Genomic DNA, 21,284 nt, shown 5'->3' with positions numbered 1-21,284 from the left:
GAGGATCTAGCATGGAAAAAAGAATGTGCTATCAGCAACGGCGCCCTGTCGCGTCGAGGAGGACTGAGCTGTGACCAAGCAGGTTCAGCAACTCGACCGCGTGATCATCCGATTTGCCGGTGACTCCGGCGACGGCATGCAGTTGACCGGTGACCGCTTCACGGCGGGAACCGCGGAGTTCGGCAACGACCTGTCGACCCTCCCCAACTTCCCCGCCGAGATCCGCGCTCCCGCAGGAACGCTTCCGGGTGTGTCGAGTTTCCAGCTGCATTTCGCCGACCATGACATTCTGACCCCCGGCGACGCGCCCAACGTCCTGGTCGCGATGAACCCGGCCGCGTTGAAGGCCAACCTCGGAGACCTGCCGCGCGGTGCCGACATCATCGTCAACACCGACGAGTTCACCAAGCGCAACCTGCAGAAGGTCGGCTACGACGGCAGCCCCGTCGACGACGGCTCGCTCGCCGAGTGGCGGGTCCACCCGGTGCAGCTGACCTCGCTGACGGTCAAGGCCCTCGAAGGCTTCTCGCTGTCCAAGAAGGACGCCGAGCGGTCCAAGAACATGTTCGCCCTCGGGCTCCTGAGCTGGCTCTACCACCGGCCGACCGAGGCGACGATCAAGTTCCTCGAGAACAAGTTCGCCAAGAAGCCCGACATCGCCAAGGCCAACATCGCGGCCTTCCAGGCGGGCTGGAACTACGGTGAGACCACCGAGTCCTTCTCGGTCTCCTACGAGGTCAAGCCGGCCAAGCTGGCCCCCGGCGTTTACCGCAACATCTCCGGCAACCAGGCCCTGGCGTACGGCCTGATCGCCGCCTCGGTGCAGTCGAAGCTGCCGCTGTTCCTCGGGTCCTACCCGATCACTCCGGCGAGCGACATCCTGCACGAGCTGTCCAAGCACAAGCGGTTCGGCATCCGCACCTTCCAGGCCGAAGACGAGATCGCGGGCGTCGGCGCGGCGCTCGGGGCCGCCTTCGGCGGAGCCCTGGGCGTCACGACGACCTCTGGGCCGGGCGTGGCGCTGAAGGCCGAGACCGTCGGCCTGGCCGTGACCACCGAGCTGCCGTTGATCGTCGTGGACGTGCAGCGCGCGGGCCCCAGCACCGGCATGCCCACCAAGACCGAGCAGACCGACCTCCTCATGGCCATGTTCGGCCGCAACGGTGAGTCCCCGCTGCCGATCGTGGCGCCGGCCACGCCGTCCGACTGCTTCGACGCGGCGGTGGAGGCGGTCAGGATCGCGGTGAAGTACCGCACGCCGGTCATGCTGCTCTCCGACGGCTACCTGGCCAACGGCTCCGAGCCGTGGAAACTGCCCAGCGCGGCCGAGCTGCCGGACATCTCCACCGAGTTCGCCGGCGGGCCGAACCACGAGGACGGCGTGACCTTCCTGCCGTTCAAGCGCGACCCCGAGACCCTCGCCCGCCCCTGGGCGATTCCCGGCACCGCCGGTCTGGAGCACCGGATCGGCGGCATCGAGAAGGCCGAGGACACCGGAAACATCTCCTACGACGGCGACAACCACGATCGGATGGTCCGGCTCCGCCAGGCCAAGATCGACGGGATCGCCAACGACATCCCGGCGCTGGAGGTGGACGACCCCGACGGGGACGCCCGCGTGCTGGTGCTCGGCTGGGGGTCCACCTACGGCCCGATCGCGGCGGCCGTACGGAGGATCAGGAAGGCCGGCGGCAAGGTCGCCCAGGCTCACCTGCGGCACCTCAACCCGCTGCCCGCCAACGTCGGAGAGGTTCTGCGCTCCTACGACAAGGTGCTTCTCCCCGAGATCAACCTCGGCCAGCTCGCGCTGCTGCTCCGCGCCCGCTTCCTGGTCGACATCATCAGCTACAACCGCGTGCGCGGGCTTCCGTTCAAGGCCGAAGAACTCGCCGGCGTGATTCAGGACGTGATCGACAGTGAGTAGTGCTGACCTGTCCGCTCCCCACGAAGCCGTCGCCAACGGCAGGGGACTGTCCCTGGTCCCGAAGTCCGATATCAAACTCGGAATGAAGGACTTCAAGACCGACCAGGAGGTTCGCTGGTGCCCGGGGTGCGGGGACTACGCGATCCTGTCCGCGGTCCAGGCCTTCGTCCCCGAACTCGGCCTCAAGCGCGAGAACATGGTGTTCGTCTCGGGCATCGGCTGCTCCTCCCGGTTCCCGTACTACATGAACACCTACGGGTTCCACTCGATCCACGGCCGTGCCCCGGCGATCGCGACCGGCCTGGCCTCCTCGCGCCCCGACCTGTCGGTCTGGGTGATCACCGGTGACGGCGACGCGCTGTCCATCGGCGGCAACCACCTGATCCACGCGCTGCGCCGCAACGTCAACCTGAACATCCTGCTGTTCAACAACAGGATCTACGGCCTGACCAAGGGCCAGTACTCCCCCACCTCGGAGATCGGCAAGATCACGAAGTCCACCCCGATGGGCTCGCTGGACAAGCCGTTCAACCCGATCTCGCTGGCCATCGGCGCCGAGGCCTCCTTCGTGGCCCGGACCCTCGACTCCGACCGCAAGCACCTGCAGTCGGTGCTGCGCGAGGCCGTCGAGCACAAGGGCACCTCCCTGGTAGAGATCTATCAGAACTGCAACATCTTCAACGACAACGCCTTCGAGCAGCTGAAGGACCCGGCCCAGCGTGACGACATCACGCTGCGCCTGGAGCACGGCCGGCCGATCGCCTCCGCCTCCAAGGCGGTACGGCGTGCGGCCGACGGCGGCATCGAGGTCGTCCCGAGGTCGTCGGTGAGCGAGGACGAGATCCTCGTTCACGACGCCCACCGCGCCGACCCGTCGCTGGCCTTCGCGCTGTCCCGGCTGGACGAGCCCGCCTTCGACCACGTTCCGATCGGCGTCTTCCGTAGCGTGGACCGCCCGTCCTACGACGAACTGATGGCGGAACAGCTCGAGGAGGCTATCGACGAGCGAGGCCCGGGCGACCTGGACGACCTGCTGCTCGCCGGCGACACCTGGCGCATCGACTGATCGACCGATCGACGGAGAGGCCGGGGCCCTGCGGGGTTCCGGCCTTTCTGTTCCACGGCCGAAAACCGGGGAAGCGCCTCACGGTGGAGAGCCGGAGACCCCTTTGTCCTGCCGGACCCGCCGGTCCCGTCCCGTATGCGGGTCGATCCCGGTTTCAGAGTCCTGCGTACCGACGGCCCAGCCGACGCCGCAGGCAGCGAGCGGCCGGGTGGTGAGCTCGACGCCGACCGGCCTGCCGCATGGGCGATGTGGCAGACCTCGCCGGGCGAGCCCTGCTCCGCGACGAAGACGAGGACGAGCCGGATGCCCGCGCGGTTGCCCCGGTGTGAATCTCGGTTGCCGACAATGACTTAGCGATCATTCATCATGGGAATATCAAGAAGCGGCGTAGACATAAAGTCGATATTTGGCGACATTTAAGGGCTAATACTCGCGAAGCCGATGCGTATCCGGGGTCCCAGCCGTAACAATGACCTCTGTACAAGGGCAAAAACAGACACATTATCGAGCCGATCCCCATCGGCGCGGAGGTCAGCGAAATGGCCAGTACAAACCCGCAAGACCCCGGCGGCGACGCCAAGGGCAGGTTACCCAGCCGCCGGCGAGCACGCCGGAGTCTCCTACCGGCTCTGACCTTGGCCTTGCTGGCGGCATCCGTCCCGGTGGCCTGGATCGTCACGGGTGACACCGTCACCGTGCAGCAGGCAGCCGTGGACCAGCCCGAATTCACCGAAGAGCCCTCCGAGTTCACCGAGGAGCCCTTCGAGGAGCAGGCGCCCAGAGAGACGAGCTTCTGGTCCACGACCACCGAGGTGAACGTCCCGAAACACGCGGACCGCGCGCCCGTCGAGCTGGGCATGCGCTTCACCCCGACCGAGAACGGCTCGGTGGCGGGAGTGCGGTTCTACAAGGCCGAGGGCGAGAAGGGCCGGCACGTCGGAAGCCTGTGGAACGCGGACGGGCAGCGGCTGGCGAGCGTCAGGTTCGACGAGGAGAGCGAGTCCGGCTGGCAGGAGGCCCGCTTCGCCGAGCCCGTGGAACTCCAGGCCGATCAGGTCTACACGGTCTCCTATCACAGCAAGAACGGCACCTACGTGGGCAGCAGGGGCTTCACCTCCGCCCGCTCGGGCCCGCTGAACACGGCGTCCCGCAATGCCGGGGTTTTCGGATACGGCGACAGCAGGTTCCCCCGCCAGTCGAACCCCAAGGGCTACAACTACTGGGTGGACGTCATCTTCCGCTGGCGTGACCGCGATCCGAACCCGTGGAACACGAGGCCTCCCAGGCCCCGGCCGTCGGAGCCCCCGATCGACACGGTGGATCCGAACGCCACGGCGAACCCGGACACCACGGCGATCCCGGACACCCCCTCCGACCAGACGGACACGGAGAGCCAGACGCCCACCGCGAGCGCCGACCCGAGTGTGAGCCAGGCACCCGACTCGACCCCCACTCCGAGCCCGAGCCCGACACCCACGCGGAGCACCGGCCCGACGTTCTCCCCACGCCCGACGTTCTCTCCGGGCCCGACGCTCTCCCCGATTCCCGGTGGAGGCAGCGGTTGCGCGGGCTATCCGACCCCGGCGTGCACCGGCGTGCCGCCCGGCACGAAGCTCACCGAGCTCAAGCTGAACATGGACGGCGACTCGGTCCGGATCACCCAGCCCGGAACCGTCCTCAACGCCGTGCACATACCCGGCAGTCTGCTGATCACCGCTGACAACGTCACGATCACCAACAGCCAGATCGACGGCCAGATCATCGGCGTCTACGACAACAAGCGCTACTCCTTCACCGTCAGCGACTCCACCATCGGCCCGACCAACCGCTGCGACACCGCGCCGGGCATCCTGGACGCCGACTTCACCGCGACCCGGGTGCACATCCGCGGCCACGGCGACGGATTCAGCGTCTCCGGCGACAACGTGACGATCCAGGACTCCTACGTCCTGCTGTGCAGCAACCCCGGCGACCACTCCGACGGCATCCAGACCGTCGGCGCCAGCAAGAACCTCACCTTCCACCACAACACGGTCGACCAGCGCAAGGCTCCGTCGCACACCGCCCCGGTCTTCCTGGTCGACCGCACCCAGGGCGTCACGGTCACCGACAACCTGCTGATCGGCGGAACGTACACGGTGCAGATCAGGACCGCGCCCGGCGCGGTCGCCCGGAACAACGCCGTGGTGGCCGACTCGTGGAACTACGGCCCGGCCTCGATCGACTGCGCCAACACCGACTGGTCCGGCAACTCCCTGGTCACCATCGACAACGACTACAACGTCACCTCCACCGTCGGACCGCTGCCCTGTCCCAAGTAGCCACGGGCGACGCCGTCCGGTCGCGTTCGTCCTCGGCGATCGAGAGATTCTCGAGGACGAACGCAGCGAGATAGCAACAGGTCAGCCAATAACGGGATTACGTCCTGATTTAAGATCGGCCCCGATTTACTCGTGGACAGGGACATTCATGGAGCTACCGCTGTCGCGCACCGCGCGACAGCGGTAGATTCTCTGCATCGTTCCAGCCGATTCGTGGAGGCGAAGTGACCGTTCTGCTGGATGCTGTCCCTTTTCTGGAGCTTTCCACCGAAGAGGTCGGCGGGGCATTCAGCGGTTTACTGGTTGGCAATATCCGGTCGGCCCGCCAACGGATGAGCCGCCTGCTCTTCGACCGGCGCTACGGCGTCGAAACCTCGGAGTTCGCCCACCTCGACCAGTTCGGGCTGGCCCACCACGAGCGCGTCTACTACTCGCCCGCCAACTGGGGCACCCTCCGGCGTGCCCTCCCGGCGCACGAGGTCTGCGCCGACGACGTCTTCGTCGATCTGGGCTCGGGCAAGGCCCGAATGGTGCTGGAGGCCGCCGCCCGCTTCCCGTTCCGCAAGGTGATCGGCGTCGAGCTGACGGAGGAGCTGACCGAGGTGGCCCGGGCCAACCTCGCGTCGACCCGGCTCCGGGTCCGCAGCGACCGGGTCGACCTGGTCCAATCCGACGTGCTCGACTACCGGATCCCGGACGACGTCACCGTGGTCTTCCTGAACAACCCGTTCCGAGGTGAGATCTTCGCGGCCGCGATCACGAACCTGCTCGCCTCGGTGGACCGCAGCCCGCGCCCGGTCAAGGTCATCTACTTCAACCCGGTCGAAGAGCCGTTCTTGCTGGGCACCGGCCGATTCCGGCATCTCCGTACGATCACCCGGGGCCGGGCAACCGAAACCGACATTTTCGGAACGACGCGAATTTATTCGATAACCGCGTAACGGAACCCGTACACACCTAGATAAAAGAGGCATGGCGCGCGTGGGGAGGGTTATCAACCTGACGGTGCACGGAATCGGACCGGCCGAGCGGGAGCTCGATCCGTGCGAGGACGGCACCTGGGTGAGCATCGAGCAGTTCGAGCGGGTGCTCGACGCCGTGGTCGGCCGCGACGACGTGCGGGTCACCTTCGACGACGGCAACACCTCCGACGTCGCGATCGCACTGCCCCGGCTGCTCGACCGCGGCCTGACCGCCGAGTTCTTCGTGCTGGCCGGGCTGCTCGGCAAGCCGGGACGGCTGACCGCGGACGACGTGCGCCGCCTCATCGGAGCGGGCATGCGGGTCGGTTCCCACGGCTGGTCGCATCGGGACTGGCGGTGGATCGACGACCGGCAGGCCGAGGAGGAGCTGACCGAGTCACACCGGACGCTCACCGAGCTGACCGGGCGGCCGGTGTCCCGGGTGGCGATCCCGTTCGGCTCCTACGACCGGCATGTGCTGCGCCGCCTGCGGCGGGCCGGGGTGACCCGCGCCTACACCAGCGACGGCGGCCAGGCCCGGCTCGGGACCTGGCTGCAGCCGCGCACGAGCCTGGTGCGCGACCTGGACGCGGAGTGGACTCGGGGACTGCTCGACGTGCCTCCCTCGCCGGTGCTGATGGCCAGGAAGCTGGCCGGCCGGACGGTCAAGCGAGTACGCGGCTGAGATGCGCGATATTCCGAGGGTCGCGGTCGTCATCGTGACCTACAACAGTGCCGACGTGCTCTCGGGCTGCCTGGCCTCCCTCGTGGAGGGATCGGACGGTGTGGAGCTGAGCGCCGTTGTGGTGGCCGACAACGCCTCCAGGGACGACTCGGCCCAGATCGCCGCCGGGGAGGGCGCCGACGTCGTGCGGCTCGGCCGCAACGCCGGGTACGCCGCCGCGATCAACGCGGGCGTGGCCTCGCTGGATCTGGCCGAGCTCGACGCGGTGTACGTGCTGAATCCGGACTGCCGCCTGCCCCCCAAGTCGATCGCGACGCTCACCCCGGCGCTGCGGAGGCCGGGCGTGGGCATCGCCGTGCCCCGGATGGTCAACCCCGACGGGTCGCTGCAGCCGTCGCTGCGGCGGATGCCGACCGTGGGCCGGGCCGTGATCGAGGCGGTCATCGGTGGCGACAGGGCGGGCCGGATCGGCCGCCTGGGCGAGCTGATCACCGATCCGCGCGCGTACGAGCAGGCCGGCCCCGTGGCCTGGGCGACGGGGGCCGCGATGCTGATCTCGGTGCCCGCGATCCGCGCGGTCGGGCCGTGGGACGAGTCGTTCCTGCTCTACAGCGAGGAGACCGAGTACGCCCTGCGGGCCGCCGACCTCGGCTGGTCGCTCTGGTACGAGCCGGACGCGCTGATCGAGCACATCGGCGGCGACTCGGGCGTCAACCCGACGCTGGCCGCGCTGCTGCTGGTCAACAAGGTGAAGCTGTTCCGTCGCCGCCGCGGTCCGCTGGCGGGCGCGGCGTACTACCTGGCGGTCCTGCTCGGCGAGTCCGTACGAGCCGCGGCCGGGCGTAAGGTCTCCCAGAAGTCGGTGGTCTGGTTGCTGCGACCGTCCCGGCGGTGGACGACGCTACCCACATGATCATCAAGGACTTCGCCGACCTCTCCGGCGCGGAGCTGGACGCCTGGCACGCCCTCCGGGCCAAGAACCCGCTGCTGGACAGCCCGTACTTCCACCCCGGCTTCGCAGCGGCGGTGCACGTGTCGAACCCCGTCCAGGTCGTGGTGGAGCGTGAGAACCACGAGGATCACGGCGAGGTGACCGCGCTGCTGCCCTGCCACCGGGACGGTTCGACGCTGCGACCGGTCGGCTGGCCGGGCGCCGACTTCCAGGGCCCGATTCTGGCCCCCGGCACGACGTTCGACCCCCGCGGCCTGCTCACCGGCGGCGTGCGCGCGTTCGCGTTCGACCACCTGGTGGACGGCCTGGCCGAAGCCGAGCCGTGGATCCTCTCCCGGCGGCCCTCTCCGTTCATCGACGTCACCGGCGGCCTGGACGGCTACCTCGGCCGGGCCTCCCGCTCGGGCAAGGACAACATGGGGCAGGCCCGCCGCCGTACGGCCAAGGCGGGCCGCGTCCACGGAGAGGTGCGCTTCGCGGCCGACGCCGTCGACGCGGAGTCGCTGGCCAGGGTGATCGAGCTCAAGCGTGCCCAGTACGAGGCCACCGGGGCCCTGGACTACTTCGCCGAACCGGGCAGGGCCGAGTTGCTGACGCGGCTGATGCACACCCGCGACACCTCCTTCGGCGGCGTGCTGTCCACCCTGCACGCGGGGCCGCACCTGCTGGCCGCGCACTTCGGCATGCGGGCCGGCGGCGTGCTGCACTGGTGGTTCCCGGTCTACGATCCGGCGTTCGGCAACCTCGCGCCCGGCTGGATGCTCCTCCGCGAGCTGATCGCCGCCGCACCCGAGATGGGCATCACCCGGATCGATCTCGGCCGGGGCGACGACGAGTACAAACGGCGGGCCAAGACCGGCGAGACGATGGTCGCCCAGGGCCTGGTCACCCGGAACCGGGCCAGGCTGCTGCTGCGCCGGACGCGGGAGTCGCTGGTGTCCACGGTAAGATCATCGGCGGTGGGGCCCGCCCTCCTGCGGTCGGTCAGGCGGTTCAGAAACCGATAGAAACCGACCGGTCACAGAAAAGATATCCAATGGGCGCTGACCAGGCGTTTAGCAGATTTCCCTTAAAAGGGTGATTCGGGAAAGCCGCCATTGGTAACGTTCCACACGCCTCGGACGACATTAGGACGTGGATCGGGGGCTGCGCGAGGGAATTGCCCGCTGCCCTGTTTGTACGACGAAGGGCAGACCGCTTTGAAGATGAGTATTTTCGGGCTGGCACGCATTGCGATCGTGATCGTGACATACAACAGCGCAGCCGTCCTGGCCGAGTGCCTGGGCGCGCTGCCCGAAGGCTCCCGAGGGGTGAACCTCACCAACGTCGTGGTGGCCGACAATGCGTCGCAGGACGAATCAGTGCGGATCGCCAAGGGCGCGGGCGCGGAGATCGTGCAGACGGGCCGCAACGCCGGGTACGCCGCCGCCATCAACGCCGGAGTCGCCTCGTTGGACCTGTCCGAGCTCGACGCCGTGCTCGTGCTCAACCCCGACTGCAAGATGCATCCGGGTGCGCTGGCCGTACTGGCCGGGACGCTCGGGGTGCCGGGGCGCGGCATCGCCGTACCGCGCCTGACCAAACCGGACGGGACGCTGCAGCCGTCGCTGCGACGGGCCCCGACCGTGCACGGCGCGTTCGCCGAGGCGGTGATCGGCGGCACCCTGTCCGGCAGGATCGGAGCCTTCGGCGAGGTCATCACCGACCCCCGGCGTTACGAACAGCCGGGCACGTTCGCCTGGGCGACCGGCGCGGCGATGCTGCTGAACGCCGAGGCGATCAAAGCACTCGGTCCCTGGGACGAGTCGTTCCTGCTCTACAGCGAGGAGACCGAGTACGCGCTGCGCGCCGCCGACCTCGGCTGGTCGCTGTGGTACGAACCCGAGGCCGTCATCGAACATGTCGGCGGCGAGTCCGGGACCAACCCGATGCTCGCCGCTCTTCTCATTGTGAACAAGGTGCGGCTGTTCCGCCGCCGCCGGGGGCGGATCGCCTCGCTCGCCTACTACCTGTCGATCGTGCTGGGCCAGTCGGTGCGGGCGCTCGCGGGCAGCCGTACGGCCAGGGCCGCGCTCGCGGCTCTCCTTCTCCCATCACGCCGGATCCAGGAGCTACCACAGTGAAGATCAGCGTCTTCGGACTCGGCTACGTCGGCTGCGTGTCGGCGGCCTGCCTCGCGGCCCAGGGTCACGAGGTCGTCGGCGTCGACGTGAACCCCGTCAAGATCGAGCTCATCATGAGCGGCAGGGCTCCTGTCGTCGAGGAGCGCATCGGCGAGCTGACCGCCGAGGTGGTGAGCTCGGGCGCGTTGCGTGCCACCTCGGATGTGGCCGAGGCGATCCGGACCAGCGACGTCTCGCTGGTCTGCGTCGGCACCCCGTCGGCGCCGAACGGCAGCCTGTCCACCGAATACCTGGAGCGGGTGGCCGAGGAGATCGGCGCCGCGCTGCGCGACCACGAGGGCCGCCACACCGTGGTCTTCCGCAGCACGATGCTGCCCGGCACCTGCGAGACGCTGCTGGTGCCGATCCTGGAGAAGGCGTCCGGGCTGACCGCGGGCGTGGACTTCGGGGTGGCGGTGAACCCGGAGTTCCTGCGCGAGGGCACCAGCGTGAAGGACTTCTTCGACCCGCCCAAGACCGTGATCGGCGAGCTCGACCCGGCCAGCGGCGACCGGGTGGCGGCCCTGTACGACGGCCTGCCCGGCGAGGTCTTCCGGGTCCCCATCGCCGTAGCTGAAATGACGAAATATGCGGATAACTCGTATCACGGAGTGAAGATCGCGTTTGCCAACGAGCTGGGGGCGATCTGCGCCGCGCTGGGGCTGGACTCGCACCGGGTGATGGACATCTTCCTGGCCGACACCAAGCTGAACGTCAGCGCCGCCTACCTGCGCCCCGGGTTCGCCTTCGGCGGCTCCTGCCTGCCCAAGGACCTGCGCGGCCTGGTCTACGCGGCCAGGCGCGCCGACGTGGCGGTGCCGCTGCTCTCGCACGTGCTGCCCTCCAACGAGGAGCACCTGCGGCGCGCCTTCGACCTGGTCGCGGTGACCGGCAAACGCAAGATCGGGCTGTTCGGGCTGTCGTTCAAACCGGGCACCGACGACCTGCGGGAGAGCCCGCTGGTCGAGCTGGCCGAGCGACTTCTCGGCAAGGGATACGACCTTCGGATCTACGACGCGAATGTCTCTCTTTCCCGGCTTATCGGGGCAAACCGCGACTACATTGAGGGCAGGTTGCCCCATCTGGGTGATCTACTGAGCAATTCGGTCGAAGACGTGCTGGACCACGCGGAAGTGTGCGTGGTGGGCTGCAAGGACCCGGCGGTGCTGACCGCCCTGGCCGGCAGCGAGGACCGCGCGATCATCGACCTCGTCCGCCTGCCCGACGCGGAAGCGCGTCGGCAACGACCTGGGTATGTGGGACTTGGCTGGTAAGGCGCTCATTCTTGTCGAAAACCTGTCCGTACCGTTCGACCGGCGTGTGTGGCAGGAGAGCACCGCGCTGCGCGACGCCGGGTGGGAGGTCCACGTCATCTGCCCCCGTGGCGCCAAGCGGGACACCGAGGCGTACGCGGAGATCGACGGGATCCGGATCCACCGCTACCCGCTGCGCGCCGCCACCGGCGGCCCGCTCGGCTACCTCAAGGAGTACGGCTCCGCGCTCTGGCACACCTACCGGCTGGCCAGGCGGGTCGGCAAGGTGGACGTGGTGCACGCGTGCAACCCGCCGGACCTGTTCTTCCTCGTCGCCCGGGCGATGCGCAGGCGCGGGGCGCGGTTCGTGTTCGACCAGCACGACCTGGTGCCGGAGCTGTACCTGTCGCGGTTCGACCGGGGCGAGGACTTCCTCTACCGTGCGGTCTGCCGGATGGAGCGCGCGACCTACCGGGCCGCCGACGTGGTCATCGCGACCAACGAGAGCTACCGCCAGGTCGCGCTCAGCCGGGGCGGCAAGTCGCCGGACAAGGTGTTCGTGGTGCGTAGCGCGCCCGCGATCGAACGGTTCCACGAGGTCGAGCCGGACGAGTCGCTCAAGAAGGGCAAGCCGTATCTGCTCTGCTACCTGGGCGTGATGGGCCCGCAGGACGGCGTGGACTACGCGCTCAGGGCGCTGGCCAAATTACGCGACGAGCAGGGACGCACCGACTGGCACGCGGCCTTCGTCGGCGGCGGGGACACCTTCGACGCGATGGTGGAGCTGTCCCGCGAGCTCGGCCTGGAGGACTCCGTGGACTTCACCGGGCGCATCCCGGACGAGGACCTGGTGCGTTACCTGTCCAGCGCCGACGTGTGCCTGTCGCCGGACCCGCTCAACCCGCTCAACGACGTCTCCACGATGAACAAGGTCATGGAGTACATGGCGATGGCCCGCCCGATCGTCTCCTTCGAGCTGCGCGAGGCCCGGGTCTCGGCGGGCGAGGCGGCCGTGTACGCCCCCGCCAACGACGAGTCGGAGTTCGCCAAGCTGATCGCCCTGCTCCTGGACGACCCGGACGAGCGCCGCAGGATGGGTGAGCTCGGCCAGGCCCGGGTGCGAGGCCCGCTCTCCTGGGAGCACTCGAGGAAGGCCCTGATCGCCGCCTACGATTCCGCCGTCGAATGACGCCGGTGGCCGCCGTGGTGATCCCCGCGCACAACGAGGAGGCGGTGCTCGGCCGCACGCTGGGCCGGCTGCTCGCCGGTGCCGCGCCGGGCGAGTTCGACGTCGTGGTGGTCGCCAACGCGTGCGCGGACGGGACCGCCGAGGTGGCCAGGCGCGCGGGCGTGCGGGTGGTCGAGACCGCCGTGCCGGGCAAGGCGCACGCGTTGCGTCTCGGCGACGCCGAATGCCGGGCGTTCCCCCGCGTCTATCTCGACGCGGACGTGGAGCTCTCCGCCGCCTCGGTGCGGTCGCTGGCCACCGCGCTGGCCGAACCCGGGGTGATGGCCGCCGCTCCCTCGCCGGACTGGGAGCTGGCCGGTGCGGGTCCGGTCGCACGGCGCGTGCACCGGGTGCACGACCGGCTGATCGGCCCGCGCCGGGCGCTGGCCGGAGTCGGCGCGTACGCGCTGAACGAGCGAGGCCACGCACGGGTCTTCCCCATGCCCGACGTGGTCGCCGACGACGAGCTCGTGCACCGCAACTTCGCCCCCGCCGAGCGGGCGGTGGTGGCCGAGGCCAGGTCGCTGGTCCGGCCCGCCAGGACCGTCCGCGCGCACCTGCGCCGCAGGGTCAGGGTCAGGCAGGGCAACCGCCAGCTCACCGAGCTGGGCTTCGCCGCCCCCGATGGCAGGCTGGGCCTGGGCGCGCTGGGCGTGCTGGTCCGGCGGCGGTCGGTGAGCCCGCTGGACGCGGCCTGCTACCTGGCCGTGCTGCTCGCGGACAAGGCGCTCGCCCGGCGCGGTACCCGAGTATCGTGGGCGACGGACGTCAGCAGCCGGTGAAGGGATCACACATGCGGAGGCCGTTGATGGCCGCACTACTGGCCGGCGCGCTCCTCGCCACGGCCTGCACCCAGACGTCTCCGCCACCGACCACCAGCCCGCCGACGACCCCCACGGTCACGGTGACTCCCTCGCCCAGCCCCAGTGCCGGCTGCGGCAAATATCCGACCCCGGCGTGCACAGGCGTGCCGCCAGGCACGAAGCTCACCGAGCTCAAGCTGAACATGGACGGCGAGACGCTCCGGATCACCAAGCCCGGAACCGTCCTCGACGCCGTGCACGTGCCCGGCAACCTGCTGATCACCGCCAATGACGTCACGATCACCAACAGCCAGATCGACGGCCAGATCATGGGCGTCTACGACAACAAGCGCTACACCTTCGACGTCAGTGACTCCACCGTCGGCCCGACCGACCGCTGTGACACCGCGCCGGGCATCCTGGACGCGGGCTTCACCGCGACCCGGGTGCACATCCGCGGCCACGGTGACGGATTCAGCGTCTCCGGTGACAATGTGACGATCAAGGACTCTTTTGTCCTGCTGTGCAGCAACTCGGGTGACCACTCCGACGGCATCCAGAGTGTCGGCGCCAGCAAGAACCTCACCTTCCACCACAACACGGTCGACCAGCGCAAGGCTCCGTCGCACACCGCCCCGGTCTTCCTGGTCGACCGCACCCAGGGCGTCACGGTCACCGACAATCTGCTGATCGGTGGAACGTACACGGTGCAGATCAGGACCGCGCCCGGTGCGGTCGCCCGGAACAACGCCGTGGTGGACCGCTCGTGGGACTTCGGCCCGGCCTCTATCGACTGCGCCAACACCGACTGGTCCGGCAACTCCCTGGTCACCATCGACGACGACTACAACGTCACCTCCACCGTCGGGCCGCTGGCCTGTCCTACCTAGGCGCGGACGGCGCCTGCTGCCGCGACTGTTTGCGTTCGTCCTCGACGATGCGCAGCATCGCACCGCAGGCGCCGATCAGGAAGAACATCAGCGCGGTGACCTGCGGGAAGGCGAGCAGGTCGAAGGTGACCGCGCCGACCAGGGGCACGATCGCGGTCGCGGCGAGGGTCAGGGCCAGGTTGCGGTCGCGGGGGTCGACGCTCAGGTAGCGGGCCTTGGACGCGCCGTACGCCGCGATCAGGACGATGCCGACCAGCACGGTGATGCCCACGATGCCCGCCTCGACCAGCGTGAGCAGATACTGGTTGTCGAAGACCTGGTGCTTCGGGGCGTACCAGGTGCCGATGCCGCGGCCGAACCAGGGGCGGCGCAGAAACTCGGCGGTCGCGTTGGGATAGTCGTGCACCCGGTAGCGCACACTGTCGTCGGAGCCGATGCTGGTGAACAGGTTGTAGAAGGTGCCGAGCAGGCCGGGGAACAGCACCTGGACGACGACCAGGAAAGCCCCCACCACCCCCATCGCCTGCAGCCTGCGCCGGCCCGACCAGCCGATGAACAGCACGATGCCGACCGTGGCGATGGCCAGGATGCCGGAGCGGGAGACCGCGAACATCAGGCCCATCGCGATCATCACGGCGGCGATCCACCAGCGGCGGGGGGACTGTCCCCGGTCCCGGGCGTGGAAACCGTAGTGGACGGCGAACGGCAGGATCATCGCCATGATCACGCCGAACTCGATCGGGTGGCCGGTGGTGGCCGGCACCCGCTGGATGCCCGACCTGGCCTCGACCGCCTGGACGACGACGTCGTTGGCGTGGAGGATGGGCAGTTCCATGTAGACGGTGAGGTCGATCCCGGAGATCCACTGGACCCCTCCGATGAACGCCATCCCGACCCCGGCGACCACCATGGCCTTCAGCACGAAGTCCAGCCGCTCGCGCCCGCGCACCCCGTCGACCATCCCGAGCGCGAGCCCCAGGTTGGCGACGACCAGCACCAGCGAGTGGTCGGCCGAATTGAGCTCGTCGCTGGGCAGGTAGGCGAAGGTCGCGTAGCCGTACACGAACAGGAGGGCGAAGCCGTAGGTGAACATGCCGCGGCGGACCGCGTTCGGGCCTTTGGCGACGCCCAGCGTGGTGGTGAAGTGCGCGCAGAACCACAGCGTGATCGTGAACAGGCCGAGCACGTCGGCCGGGGTCAGCGACATCGGCAGGCCGCGCAGGATCAGCCGGGCGGGGGTCAGCAGAATCACCATGACGTAGACGCACATCAGGGTCGCGCCGTCGGCGCGCTGTTGCAGTGGGCTGTCCAGGGAGGCGATCTGGATCCGGGGGGATGCCGTCGTCATCGCATCGCGCCCAGGGGCTGCGCGCCGCGCGGCTCCGAGGACGACCTGCCCGGCTCTGACTGCTTGCGCCTCTGCCGGTCGACCAGGTAGCTCTCCACCGCGAACGTGCTCCACAGGCTCAGCAGCGCGCCCACTCCGGCCGCCGCCGCGGCCCCCCTGGCCTTGCTGCCGAGCTGGGGCTGCGGGGTCGTCGGGGCGACCACCTCGATCGCGGTGAGGAAGGTCTGCCGCGGCGCTCCCACCTTGGTCTGCCGCTGCACCAGCTCCTGCTTGGTCCTGGCCAGCACCTTGGCGACCATCTGGCGCGCGCCCTCGGCGCTGTCGCTTTCGCCCTCCACGAACACGAACGGGCTGCTGGCCATGCTCTCCGGGTTGGTGCTGCCGTTGGTGACCTTGTAGGAGGTCGGGTCGCCGGGCAGCACCCCGAGCTCGGCGGTCATCTCCGGGGAGCCCATCGCCTGGATCAGGATCGAGGCGGTCATGTTGAGGCCGTAGTCGAAGTTCAGCAGCGGGTTGGTGATCGGGTTGGGCAGCTTCGGATCCGGCGGGACCGTTCCTCCGGTGGTCGGGATGCTCAGCACGATCACACCGTTGGAGATGTAGGTCGGCGGAATGGTCAGATAGGCCATCGCCGCGCCGCCCAGCCCCAGAAGCAACATGGGAAGGGCGATATACCAGCGCCGGACCAGGACGAGGACCGTCCCCCAGAAGTCCATATGATTCCTTCCCCGAACCTCTCATTTCTATCGCGGCTTGATGCGGGTGGTGTTACGCCTATCCGTAACGAATCAGATGATGAGGCCGATAGCAGATGAGAAGCTGCCCAGGGGGCATAGCCTAGCCGTTCGCTCACCGTTGAACATTGGTCGATGTCGCACGTTCGCGACAGAAAAAGCGTCAGAAAGACTGGAGGCCACCGGCCCATGACTGAGCTGGCCGTCATCACGCCGACGTGGAAGCCCGACGGAGCCTTCTTCGCCGAGCTGCACCGGTCGGTGCTGGAGTTCACCTCCGATGACACCGTGCATCACGTGATCGTGCCGGCCGCCCACAAGAGCGCCTTCAGCGGATACGCGGGCCCCCGCTGCCGGATCTGGACGCATCCCGAGCTGTTGCCCCGCCGTTACTGGCGGATGCCCGGCGGCACCTGGCTGAACGCGGGCCATCCGTGGCCACCGGTCCGCGGCTGGGTCATGCAGCAGGCCGCCAAGATCGCCGCCGCCGGGATGATCGACGCCGACGCGATCCTGCTCGCCGACTCCGACGTGGTGCTGGTCCGCCCGGTCGAGGCCGCGAACTTCCGGGTGGACGGCGAGCTGTCGCTGTTCCGCAAGCCGGACGCGGTGCACGACGGCATGGACCGGCACGTGCGCTGGCACCAGGTGGCCCGCGACCTGCTCGGCCTGCCCGCCGCGCCGCCCCCGCCGCTGAACGACTACGTGGACGCGCTGATCTTCTGGGACCCGGTCGTCGTCCGGGCGATGCAGGACCGCATCGCCGAGATCACCGGCAAGCACTGGGTGGACGCGTTCACCCAGCAACTGCACATCTCCGAGTTCATCGTGTACGGCGTCTACGCCGACGAGCTCATGAAACAACGCCCGCCGAGCAGCCCGCTCATCTGCCACAGCAGCTACGACCGCCGGCCGATGGACGAGGCGGGCGCGCTGGCCTTCGGTGACGGGATCGGCCAGGACGCGGTCGGCATGATGATCTCTTCACACTCGAACACGCCCCTCGAGGTCCGTAGGACCGCCGAGCGGCGCTGTGTCGAGGTCGCGAGAAAATGAAGGAGTCAGGACTGCCGATCGTCGGGAGCGGAGCCGTTCTTGGTGACCCAGCCGCCCGTCCCGACACCGTCGTCACCGTCGGAGAGCACGATGACGATGGTCTCGTCGTCGTAGCGGTCGTCGTCGCGGACGACGGGCGCCACGCGGAGATCGTCCACCCTCTCCTCGTCCACCCGCTCCACGGTCGTGTTGCTGATCATCGGCGGGTACGGCTTACGCACCAGCCGGTCGGCACGCCACTGGGTGGTGGCGGTCATGTCCTCCCGGTCCGGCCAGGGGGAGATGTCCGGGTCCGGCCGCTGCGAGACCGGCACGGGCCGCTTGACCATCCGCGAGCGCGCGAACGCGTACGCGATGCCGAAGGTCCCGGCGAGGGTCAGCACGAACGCCACGGCGGCGGCCTGCCACTTGCCGCCCAGCTCCATCTCCGGCTCGGAGGCGGGGACGATCCCGGCCACCATGATGAAAGTGGAGCGCGGCGCGCCCAGGCTCTTCTGGCGGGTGTCCAGTGACTCGCGGATCATCGTCTGGGCCTTGTCCACCACGCTACTGGCCTGCGCAGCGGTCCTGGCGTCCACCGAGATGTAGATGTACGGGCCACTGATGTCAAGAAGATCAGGATCGGTGCGGCCGTCGTCGATCACCAGGTCGGTCGTGCCACCCACCGGCGCTCCAAGAGCACTCTTTATGTCCGGTGTGTTCATCGACTGGATCAAAATGCTCGCCGTCGTCTTGAGCCCGTCGCTGAACTGCAGCAGCGGGTTGGTCAGCCCGGCCGGCTTGGTGGGATCCGTGAACGCCCCCTTGGCCGATGTGGTCAAGACCATCAAGACGTTCGAGGTGTAGTGGACCGGTACAAAATAAAAAGAGGCCGCGGCCACGGCAAGGGAGAGCAGGACCAACGGCGGCCCCACCATCTTCCGTGCAGCTAGGCCGAGGATGATCTTCCAAAACTCCATCTGTTCCCCCGCCCAGTGTCATGGCGCACGGGAGCGCCTCGGGCGGCCCCGACCCTACACGGTAGGAATCGCCCTACACCTATTGATCGTTACATCCGCAACTCACCAGTGACCATCTACAGCTATCCACTGACCTACCAACTATCCACCGACTTTCTAGCCTACGCACTCCCTGCAACGGTTATACGCGGTGCGTCTTCTCCGATAAACCTACGGAGGACTTGCTTGTCGGGGGAGAGGACCACATGACGTCAGCGACGGATGGTGCGGCGACCGAGTCGGCACCACCGGGCCAGGACGGGCAGAGACGCCTCGTCGGGCTGGACGGGATCCGCGGGCTGGCGGCCCTGTTTGTGGTGCTGCACCACTGCTGGCTGTCGTCGTTCCCCGGTTTCCCACTTAATACCGGCCCAAAATGGACAGACTGGTTGCTTTATGGGCATTTCGCGGTCGCGGTGTTCATCGTCCTGTCCGGCTTCTCACTGGCGGTGGCCCCCGCCCGGCGCAACTGGGAGCTGGGCGGCCTCCGCAGGTTCGCGCACCGGCGACTGTGGCGTGTTCTGCCGCCCTACTGGCCGGCTCTGGCGATGAGCCTCATCATCGCCTGGACGCTCATCCCACAGCCCGGTCAGGGCGCGCCGAACGCCAAGTCTGTGCTCTTCTACGGGCTGCTGATCCAGGACGTGTTCGGCTCGCCCAGCCCGAACGGCGCGTTCTGGTCGATCGCCATCGAAGCCCAGCTGTATCTGGTCTTCCCGCTGCTGCTGCTGATGGTGCGCCGGGCGGGCATGGTCGTGATGCTGGGCGCGGTCACCGTCGTGGTGGTGGCCATCGGCCTGCTCGCGCCCTCGGTTCCCGCGGTCGACATGCTGATGCGCTTCACGCCGCAGTTCGCGGTGCTGTTCGCGATCGGGGCGGTGGTGGCGAGCGTGGCCGGGGGCCACTGGCTGCGGGTGCCATGGGGCCGGCTGTCCGTGCTGGCCGTGATCCCGGTCATGGTGCTGGTCGTGACGCGCGGCTCGGTCTGGACCGCGGAGAACTTCTACTGGGTGGACCTGGCGCTCGGCCCGGCCGTCGGCTGCCTGCTCGCGGCGATCGCGGCGGGCCGTCCCGCGCCGCTGATCAGGGTGCTGGACACCCGGCCGCTCCGCGCCCTCGGGTCGTTCTCCTACAGCCTCTACCTCACCCACGCGCCGATCGTGGTCGCGCTGCACGCGCTGGTCATCGCGCCGAACGTGCCGCCGGGCACGCCGGCGTTCCTGGCCACGCTGGCGCTGTGCGTGCCGGTGACGCTGCTGGTGGCGCGCGGCTTCGCGGCCGTGTTCGAGCTGCCCTTCCAGCGGCACAGGAACTGGCCCGCCCTGCGTGCGGCCATGCTGGCCCGGGTACGGCGGCGGCGCGACCGGGCTAGCGCGCCATCAGACGAATCCCCCGCTCGGCAAACGACCTGATCCTGTCCAGCGGCACCACGATCACGATGTAGGTCAGCATGCCCGCGCCGCCCGCCACGAACAGCGTGACGAACGCGTTGCCGGCGGTCAGGTAGGCCAGCGCCATCGCGACGCCGAAACAGGCCAGACCGCCGACAAGCGGCCGGACCAGCATGGGCAGGACCGGCAGCAGCCGCACCCCGGCCCTGTTGACGGCCAGGATCGCCAGCGGCAGCGCGACCAGCAGCGCGGCGGCGGCCTGGCCGAAGGCCGCGCCGCGAATGCCCTCCAGCTGTGTGCAGACGATGACGGTCGGCACCATGGCGGCGCCGTACCCGATGTTCATCCACACCGTCGAGCGGGTCGCGCCCTGGCCGTTGAGGATGTCCAGCGCGAAGGAGGTCATCATCCGGATCAGCATCAGCAGCGCGAGGAAGCGCAGCACACCGGCCGACTGGCTCCACTCCACGCCGTACAGGACGTGGATGATCGGGTGCGCCAGCGTTCCCATCAGCACGGCCAGGGGTAACACCGTGGCGAACAGCAGGGCGACCGAGCCCTGCACGCCGCGCGAGAGCTCGTCGTCCTCGCCCTCCGCCAGCCGGGAGAACCCGGCCAGCGACACCTGTCTGATCGCGGTGCCGACCAGTCCCGGCACCCAGCTGGAGACGTTGAAGGCCAGCAGGTAGTAGCCGAGCCACGGGCGGTCGTTGCCCATGATGTTGCCGACGATGACGTAGCCCACGTTGGCCAGGACGGTCTCCAGGCCGATCCCGGCCGCCGACGGGATGCCGAAGCGCAGCAGCCGCTTGGCGATCTCCCGGTCGAAGCCGACCCGGAACGGCATCTTGGCGAAGAAGAGCACGAGCACGCCGGTGACCACGGCGGCGGCCACCTGGCCCCAGGCGAAGCTGAAGGGCCCGGCGCCACCGGCCGCCAGCGCGATCGCCACGCCCGCGTTGACCACGAACCCGGCCAGGATCGCGATGCTGCTCCTGTCCTGCTGGAAGCGCCGCAGCAGCGCCCCGGTCCGGACGGCGGTGATCGCCTCCACCAGGATGACCGCGGTCAGCAGCCGCACCACCGGCGTGGCCTCGGGGTTGCCCGCGGTGGCCGCGAAGTATGGAGCGCCCACCCAGAACACCCCGTACAGCGCGGTCGCCGAGAACAGGTTCAGCAGCGTCGCGGTGGGCGCCATCTCCTCGATCTCACCGCGCCACTGGATGGTCGCGGCCATGATGCCCAGGTCCTTGACCACCATGACGATGTTGGTCGCGGCCAGCGCCACCGCGTAGATGCCGAAGTCCTCCGGGGCCAGCAGGCGGGCCAGCACCAGGCCCATGACAAAGGACCCGGCCTTCATCACCAGGTTGCCGAGCAGGCTCCAGCCCAGCCCGCGCCCGGCCTTGCGGCGCAGCGACGCGGGGGGCGGGTCGGCCGTGCCGGCCGCTGTGGACGTCACAGCCGCTACAGCCGCCGGGGTTTGTGCGGCCTGTTCGCCGGTCACGACC

General features: G+C 68.7%; 18 protein-coding genes. 14 read left to right on the top strand and 4 right to left on the bottom strand.

The genetic code is table 11. The annotated features are described in order from the left end of the window. Positions 1 to 70: 70 nt before the first annotated feature. The 12 genes from DKM19_RS01310 (at position 71) to DKM19_RS01250 (ending at position 14,246) form a co-directional block, all read left to right on the top strand. Positions 71 to 1,924: a 2-oxoacid:acceptor oxidoreductase subunit alpha gene (locus DKM19_RS01310; protein ID WP_110694114.1), complete on the top strand. Its 1,854-nt coding sequence runs from the start codon at positions 71 to 73 to the stop codon at positions 1,922 to 1,924. A gap of 82 nt (positions 1,925 to 2,006) precedes the next feature. Continuing rightward, positions 2,007 to 2,990 carry a 2-oxoacid:ferredoxin oxidoreductase subunit beta gene (locus DKM19_RS01305; protein WP_110694113.1) on the top strand — a complete coding sequence of 328 codons (984 nt, stop codon included), beginning with the start codon at positions 2,007 to 2,009 and terminating at the stop codon, positions 2,988 to 2,990. A 539-nt stretch (positions 2,991 to 3,529) separates the two neighbouring features. After that, entirely contained in the window at positions 3,530 to 5,311 is a 1,782-nt protein-coding gene (locus DKM19_RS01300; protein WP_110694112.1) for a DUF4082 domain-containing protein, read from the top strand. Positions 5,312 to 5,643: 332 nt separating this feature from the next. Then, complete coding sequence (locus DKM19_RS01295) at positions 5,644 to 6,252, top strand: class I SAM-dependent methyltransferase (protein WP_110705414.1); 609 nt, start codon at positions 5,644 to 5,646, stop codon at positions 6,250 to 6,252. A 40-nt stretch (positions 6,253 to 6,292) separates the two neighbouring features. Next, positions 6,293 to 6,958 (top strand): polysaccharide deacetylase family protein, encoded by a 666-nt coding sequence (locus tag DKM19_RS01290; RefSeq protein WP_162641188.1) that lies wholly within the window; start codon positions 6,293 to 6,295, stop codon positions 6,956 to 6,958. Position 6,959: 1 nt separating this feature from the next. Next, entirely contained in the window at positions 6,960 to 7,871 is a 912-nt protein-coding gene (locus DKM19_RS01285) for a glycosyltransferase family 2 protein (protein ID WP_110694110.1), read from the top strand. Then, positions 7,850 to 8,917 carry a GNAT family N-acetyltransferase gene (locus DKM19_RS01280; RefSeq protein WP_239514030.1) on the top strand — a complete coding sequence of 356 codons (1,068 nt, stop codon included), beginning with the start codon at positions 7,850 to 7,852 and terminating at the stop codon, positions 8,915 to 8,917. The genes DKM19_RS01285 and DKM19_RS01280 overlap by 22 nt, the downstream gene beginning before the upstream one ends. Before the next feature lie 198 nt (positions 8,918 to 9,115). Then, complete coding sequence (locus DKM19_RS01275; protein WP_110694108.1) at positions 9,116 to 10,033, top strand: glycosyltransferase family 2 protein; 918 nt, start codon at positions 9,116 to 9,118, stop codon at positions 10,031 to 10,033. Continuing rightward, the gene (locus tag DKM19_RS01270; RefSeq protein ID WP_110694107.1) at positions 10,030 to 11,346 is read left to right on the top strand and encodes a nucleotide sugar dehydrogenase; all 1,317 of its coding nucleotides are present in this window, start codon (positions 10,030 to 10,032) and stop codon (positions 11,344 to 11,346) included. The genes DKM19_RS01275 and DKM19_RS01270 overlap by 4 nt, the downstream gene beginning before the upstream one ends. Next, positions 11,327 to 12,514: a glycosyltransferase family 4 protein gene (locus DKM19_RS01265; protein WP_110694106.1), complete on the top strand. Its 1,188-nt coding sequence runs from the start codon at positions 11,327 to 11,329 to the stop codon at positions 12,512 to 12,514. The genes DKM19_RS01270 and DKM19_RS01265 overlap by 20 nt, the downstream gene beginning before the upstream one ends. Further along, positions 12,511 to 13,335, top strand: coding sequence for a glycosyltransferase family 2 protein (locus DKM19_RS01260; protein WP_110694105.1), 825 nt, complete (start codon positions 12,511 to 12,513; stop codon positions 13,333 to 13,335). Before DKM19_RS01265 ends, DKM19_RS01260 begins: the two co-directional genes overlap by 4 nt. 11 nt (positions 13,336 to 13,346) lie before the next feature. Beyond that, complete coding sequence (locus tag DKM19_RS01250) at positions 13,347 to 14,246, top strand: hypothetical protein (protein WP_162641187.1); 900 nt, start codon at positions 13,347 to 13,349, stop codon at positions 14,244 to 14,246. On the opposite strand, the gene DKM19_RS49195 is transcribed toward DKM19_RS01250, so the two are convergent. After that, complete coding sequence (locus DKM19_RS49195; RefSeq protein WP_162641186.1) at positions 14,239 to 15,594, bottom strand: O-antigen ligase; 1,356 nt, start codon at positions 15,592 to 15,594, stop codon at positions 14,239 to 14,241. The two genes, DKM19_RS01250 and DKM19_RS49195, sit on opposite strands and share 8 nt — an antisense overlap. Then, positions 15,591 to 16,310: a hypothetical protein gene (locus DKM19_RS49190; protein ID WP_162641184.1), complete on the bottom strand. Its 720-nt coding sequence runs from the start codon at positions 16,308 to 16,310 to the stop codon at positions 15,591 to 15,593. The genes DKM19_RS49195 and DKM19_RS49190 overlap by 4 nt, the downstream gene beginning before the upstream one ends. Before the next feature lie 207 nt (positions 16,311 to 16,517). Between DKM19_RS49190 and DKM19_RS01240 the strand changes: the two genes are divergently transcribed. Continuing rightward, entirely contained in the window at positions 16,518 to 17,384 is an 867-nt protein-coding gene (locus DKM19_RS01240) for a DUF6492 family protein (RefSeq protein WP_110694101.1), read from the top strand. Positions 17,385 to 17,389: 5 nt separating this feature from the next. Here the strand turns inward: DKM19_RS01240 and DKM19_RS01235 are convergent, their stop codons facing one another. Beyond that, a complete protein-coding gene (locus tag DKM19_RS01235; protein ID WP_162641183.1) occupies positions 17,390 to 18,211 on the bottom strand; it encodes a hypothetical protein in 822 nt (273 codons plus the stop codon). Between the two features lie 377 nt (positions 18,212 to 18,588). Between DKM19_RS01235 and DKM19_RS01230 the strand changes: the two genes are divergently transcribed. Further along, positions 18,589 to 19,794, top strand: coding sequence for an acyltransferase (locus DKM19_RS01230; RefSeq protein ID WP_110694099.1), 1,206 nt, complete (start codon positions 18,589 to 18,591; stop codon positions 19,792 to 19,794). Here the strand turns inward: DKM19_RS01230 and DKM19_RS01225 are convergent. Further along, positions 19,751 to 21,280, bottom strand: a complete 1,530-nt coding sequence (locus DKM19_RS01225) for an oligosaccharide flippase family protein (RefSeq protein WP_239514028.1) — start codon at positions 21,278 to 21,280, stop codon at positions 19,751 to 19,753. The two genes, DKM19_RS01230 and DKM19_RS01225, sit on opposite strands and share 44 nt — an antisense overlap. Positions 21,281 to 21,284 lie beyond the last annotated feature (4 nt).

Origin of the sequence: Streptosporangium sp. 'caverna', assembly GCF_003203775.1 — a bacterium.
Lineage (GTDB): Bacteria > Actinomycetota > Actinomycetes > Streptosporangiales > Streptosporangiaceae > Streptosporangium > Streptosporangium subroseum.
The sequence above is the reverse complement of the archived record's forward strand: the minus strand, read 5'-3'. Positions and strand labels throughout refer to the sequence as shown.

Bases quoted from the DNA above. Each gene is read 5' to 3' on its own strand.
- DKM19_RS01305 (WP_110694113.1), top strand. From the start codon at position 2,007: ATGAAGGACTTCAAGACCGACCAGGAGGTTCGCTGGTGCCCGGGGTGC.
- DKM19_RS01300 (WP_110694112.1), top strand. From the start codon at position 3,530: ATGGCCAGTACAAACCCGCAAGACCCCGGCGGCGACGCCAAGGGCAGG.
- DKM19_RS01295 (WP_110705414.1), top strand. From the start codon at position 5,644: ATGAGCCGCCTGCTCTTCGACCGGCGCTACGGCGTCGAAACCTCGGAG.
- DKM19_RS01285 (WP_110694110.1), top strand. From the start codon at position 6,960: ATGCGCGATATTCCGAGGGTCGCGGTCGTCATCGTGACCTACAACAGT.
- DKM19_RS01275 (WP_110694108.1), top strand. From the start codon at position 9,116: ATGAGTATTTTCGGGCTGGCACGCATTGCGATCGTGATCGTGACATAC.
- DKM19_RS01265 (WP_110694106.1), top strand. From the start codon at position 11,327: ATGTGGGACTTGGCTGGTAAGGCGCTCATTCTTGTCGAAAACCTGTCC.
- DKM19_RS01260 (WP_110694105.1), top strand. From the start codon at position 12,511: ATGACGCCGGTGGCCGCCGTGGTGATCCCCGCGCACAACGAGGAGGCG.
- DKM19_RS01250 (WP_162641187.1), top strand. From the start codon at position 13,347: ATGCGGAGGCCGTTGATGGCCGCACTACTGGCCGGCGCGCTCCTCGCC.
- DKM19_RS49195 (WP_162641186.1), bottom strand. From the start codon at position 15,594: ATGACGACGGCATCCCCCCGGATCCAGATCGCCTCCCTGGACAGCCCA.
- DKM19_RS49190 (WP_162641184.1), bottom strand. From the start codon at position 16,310: ATGGACTTCTGGGGGACGGTCCTCGTCCTGGTCCGGCGCTGGTATATC.
- DKM19_RS01240 (WP_110694101.1), top strand. From the start codon at position 16,518: ATGACTGAGCTGGCCGTCATCACGCCGACGTGGAAGCCCGACGGAGCC.
- DKM19_RS01235 (WP_162641183.1), bottom strand. From the start codon at position 18,211: ATGGTCTTGACCACATCGGCCAAGGGGGCGTTCACGGATCCCACCAAG.
- DKM19_RS01230 (WP_110694099.1), top strand. From the start codon at position 18,589: ATGACGTCAGCGACGGATGGTGCGGCGACCGAGTCGGCACCACCGGGC.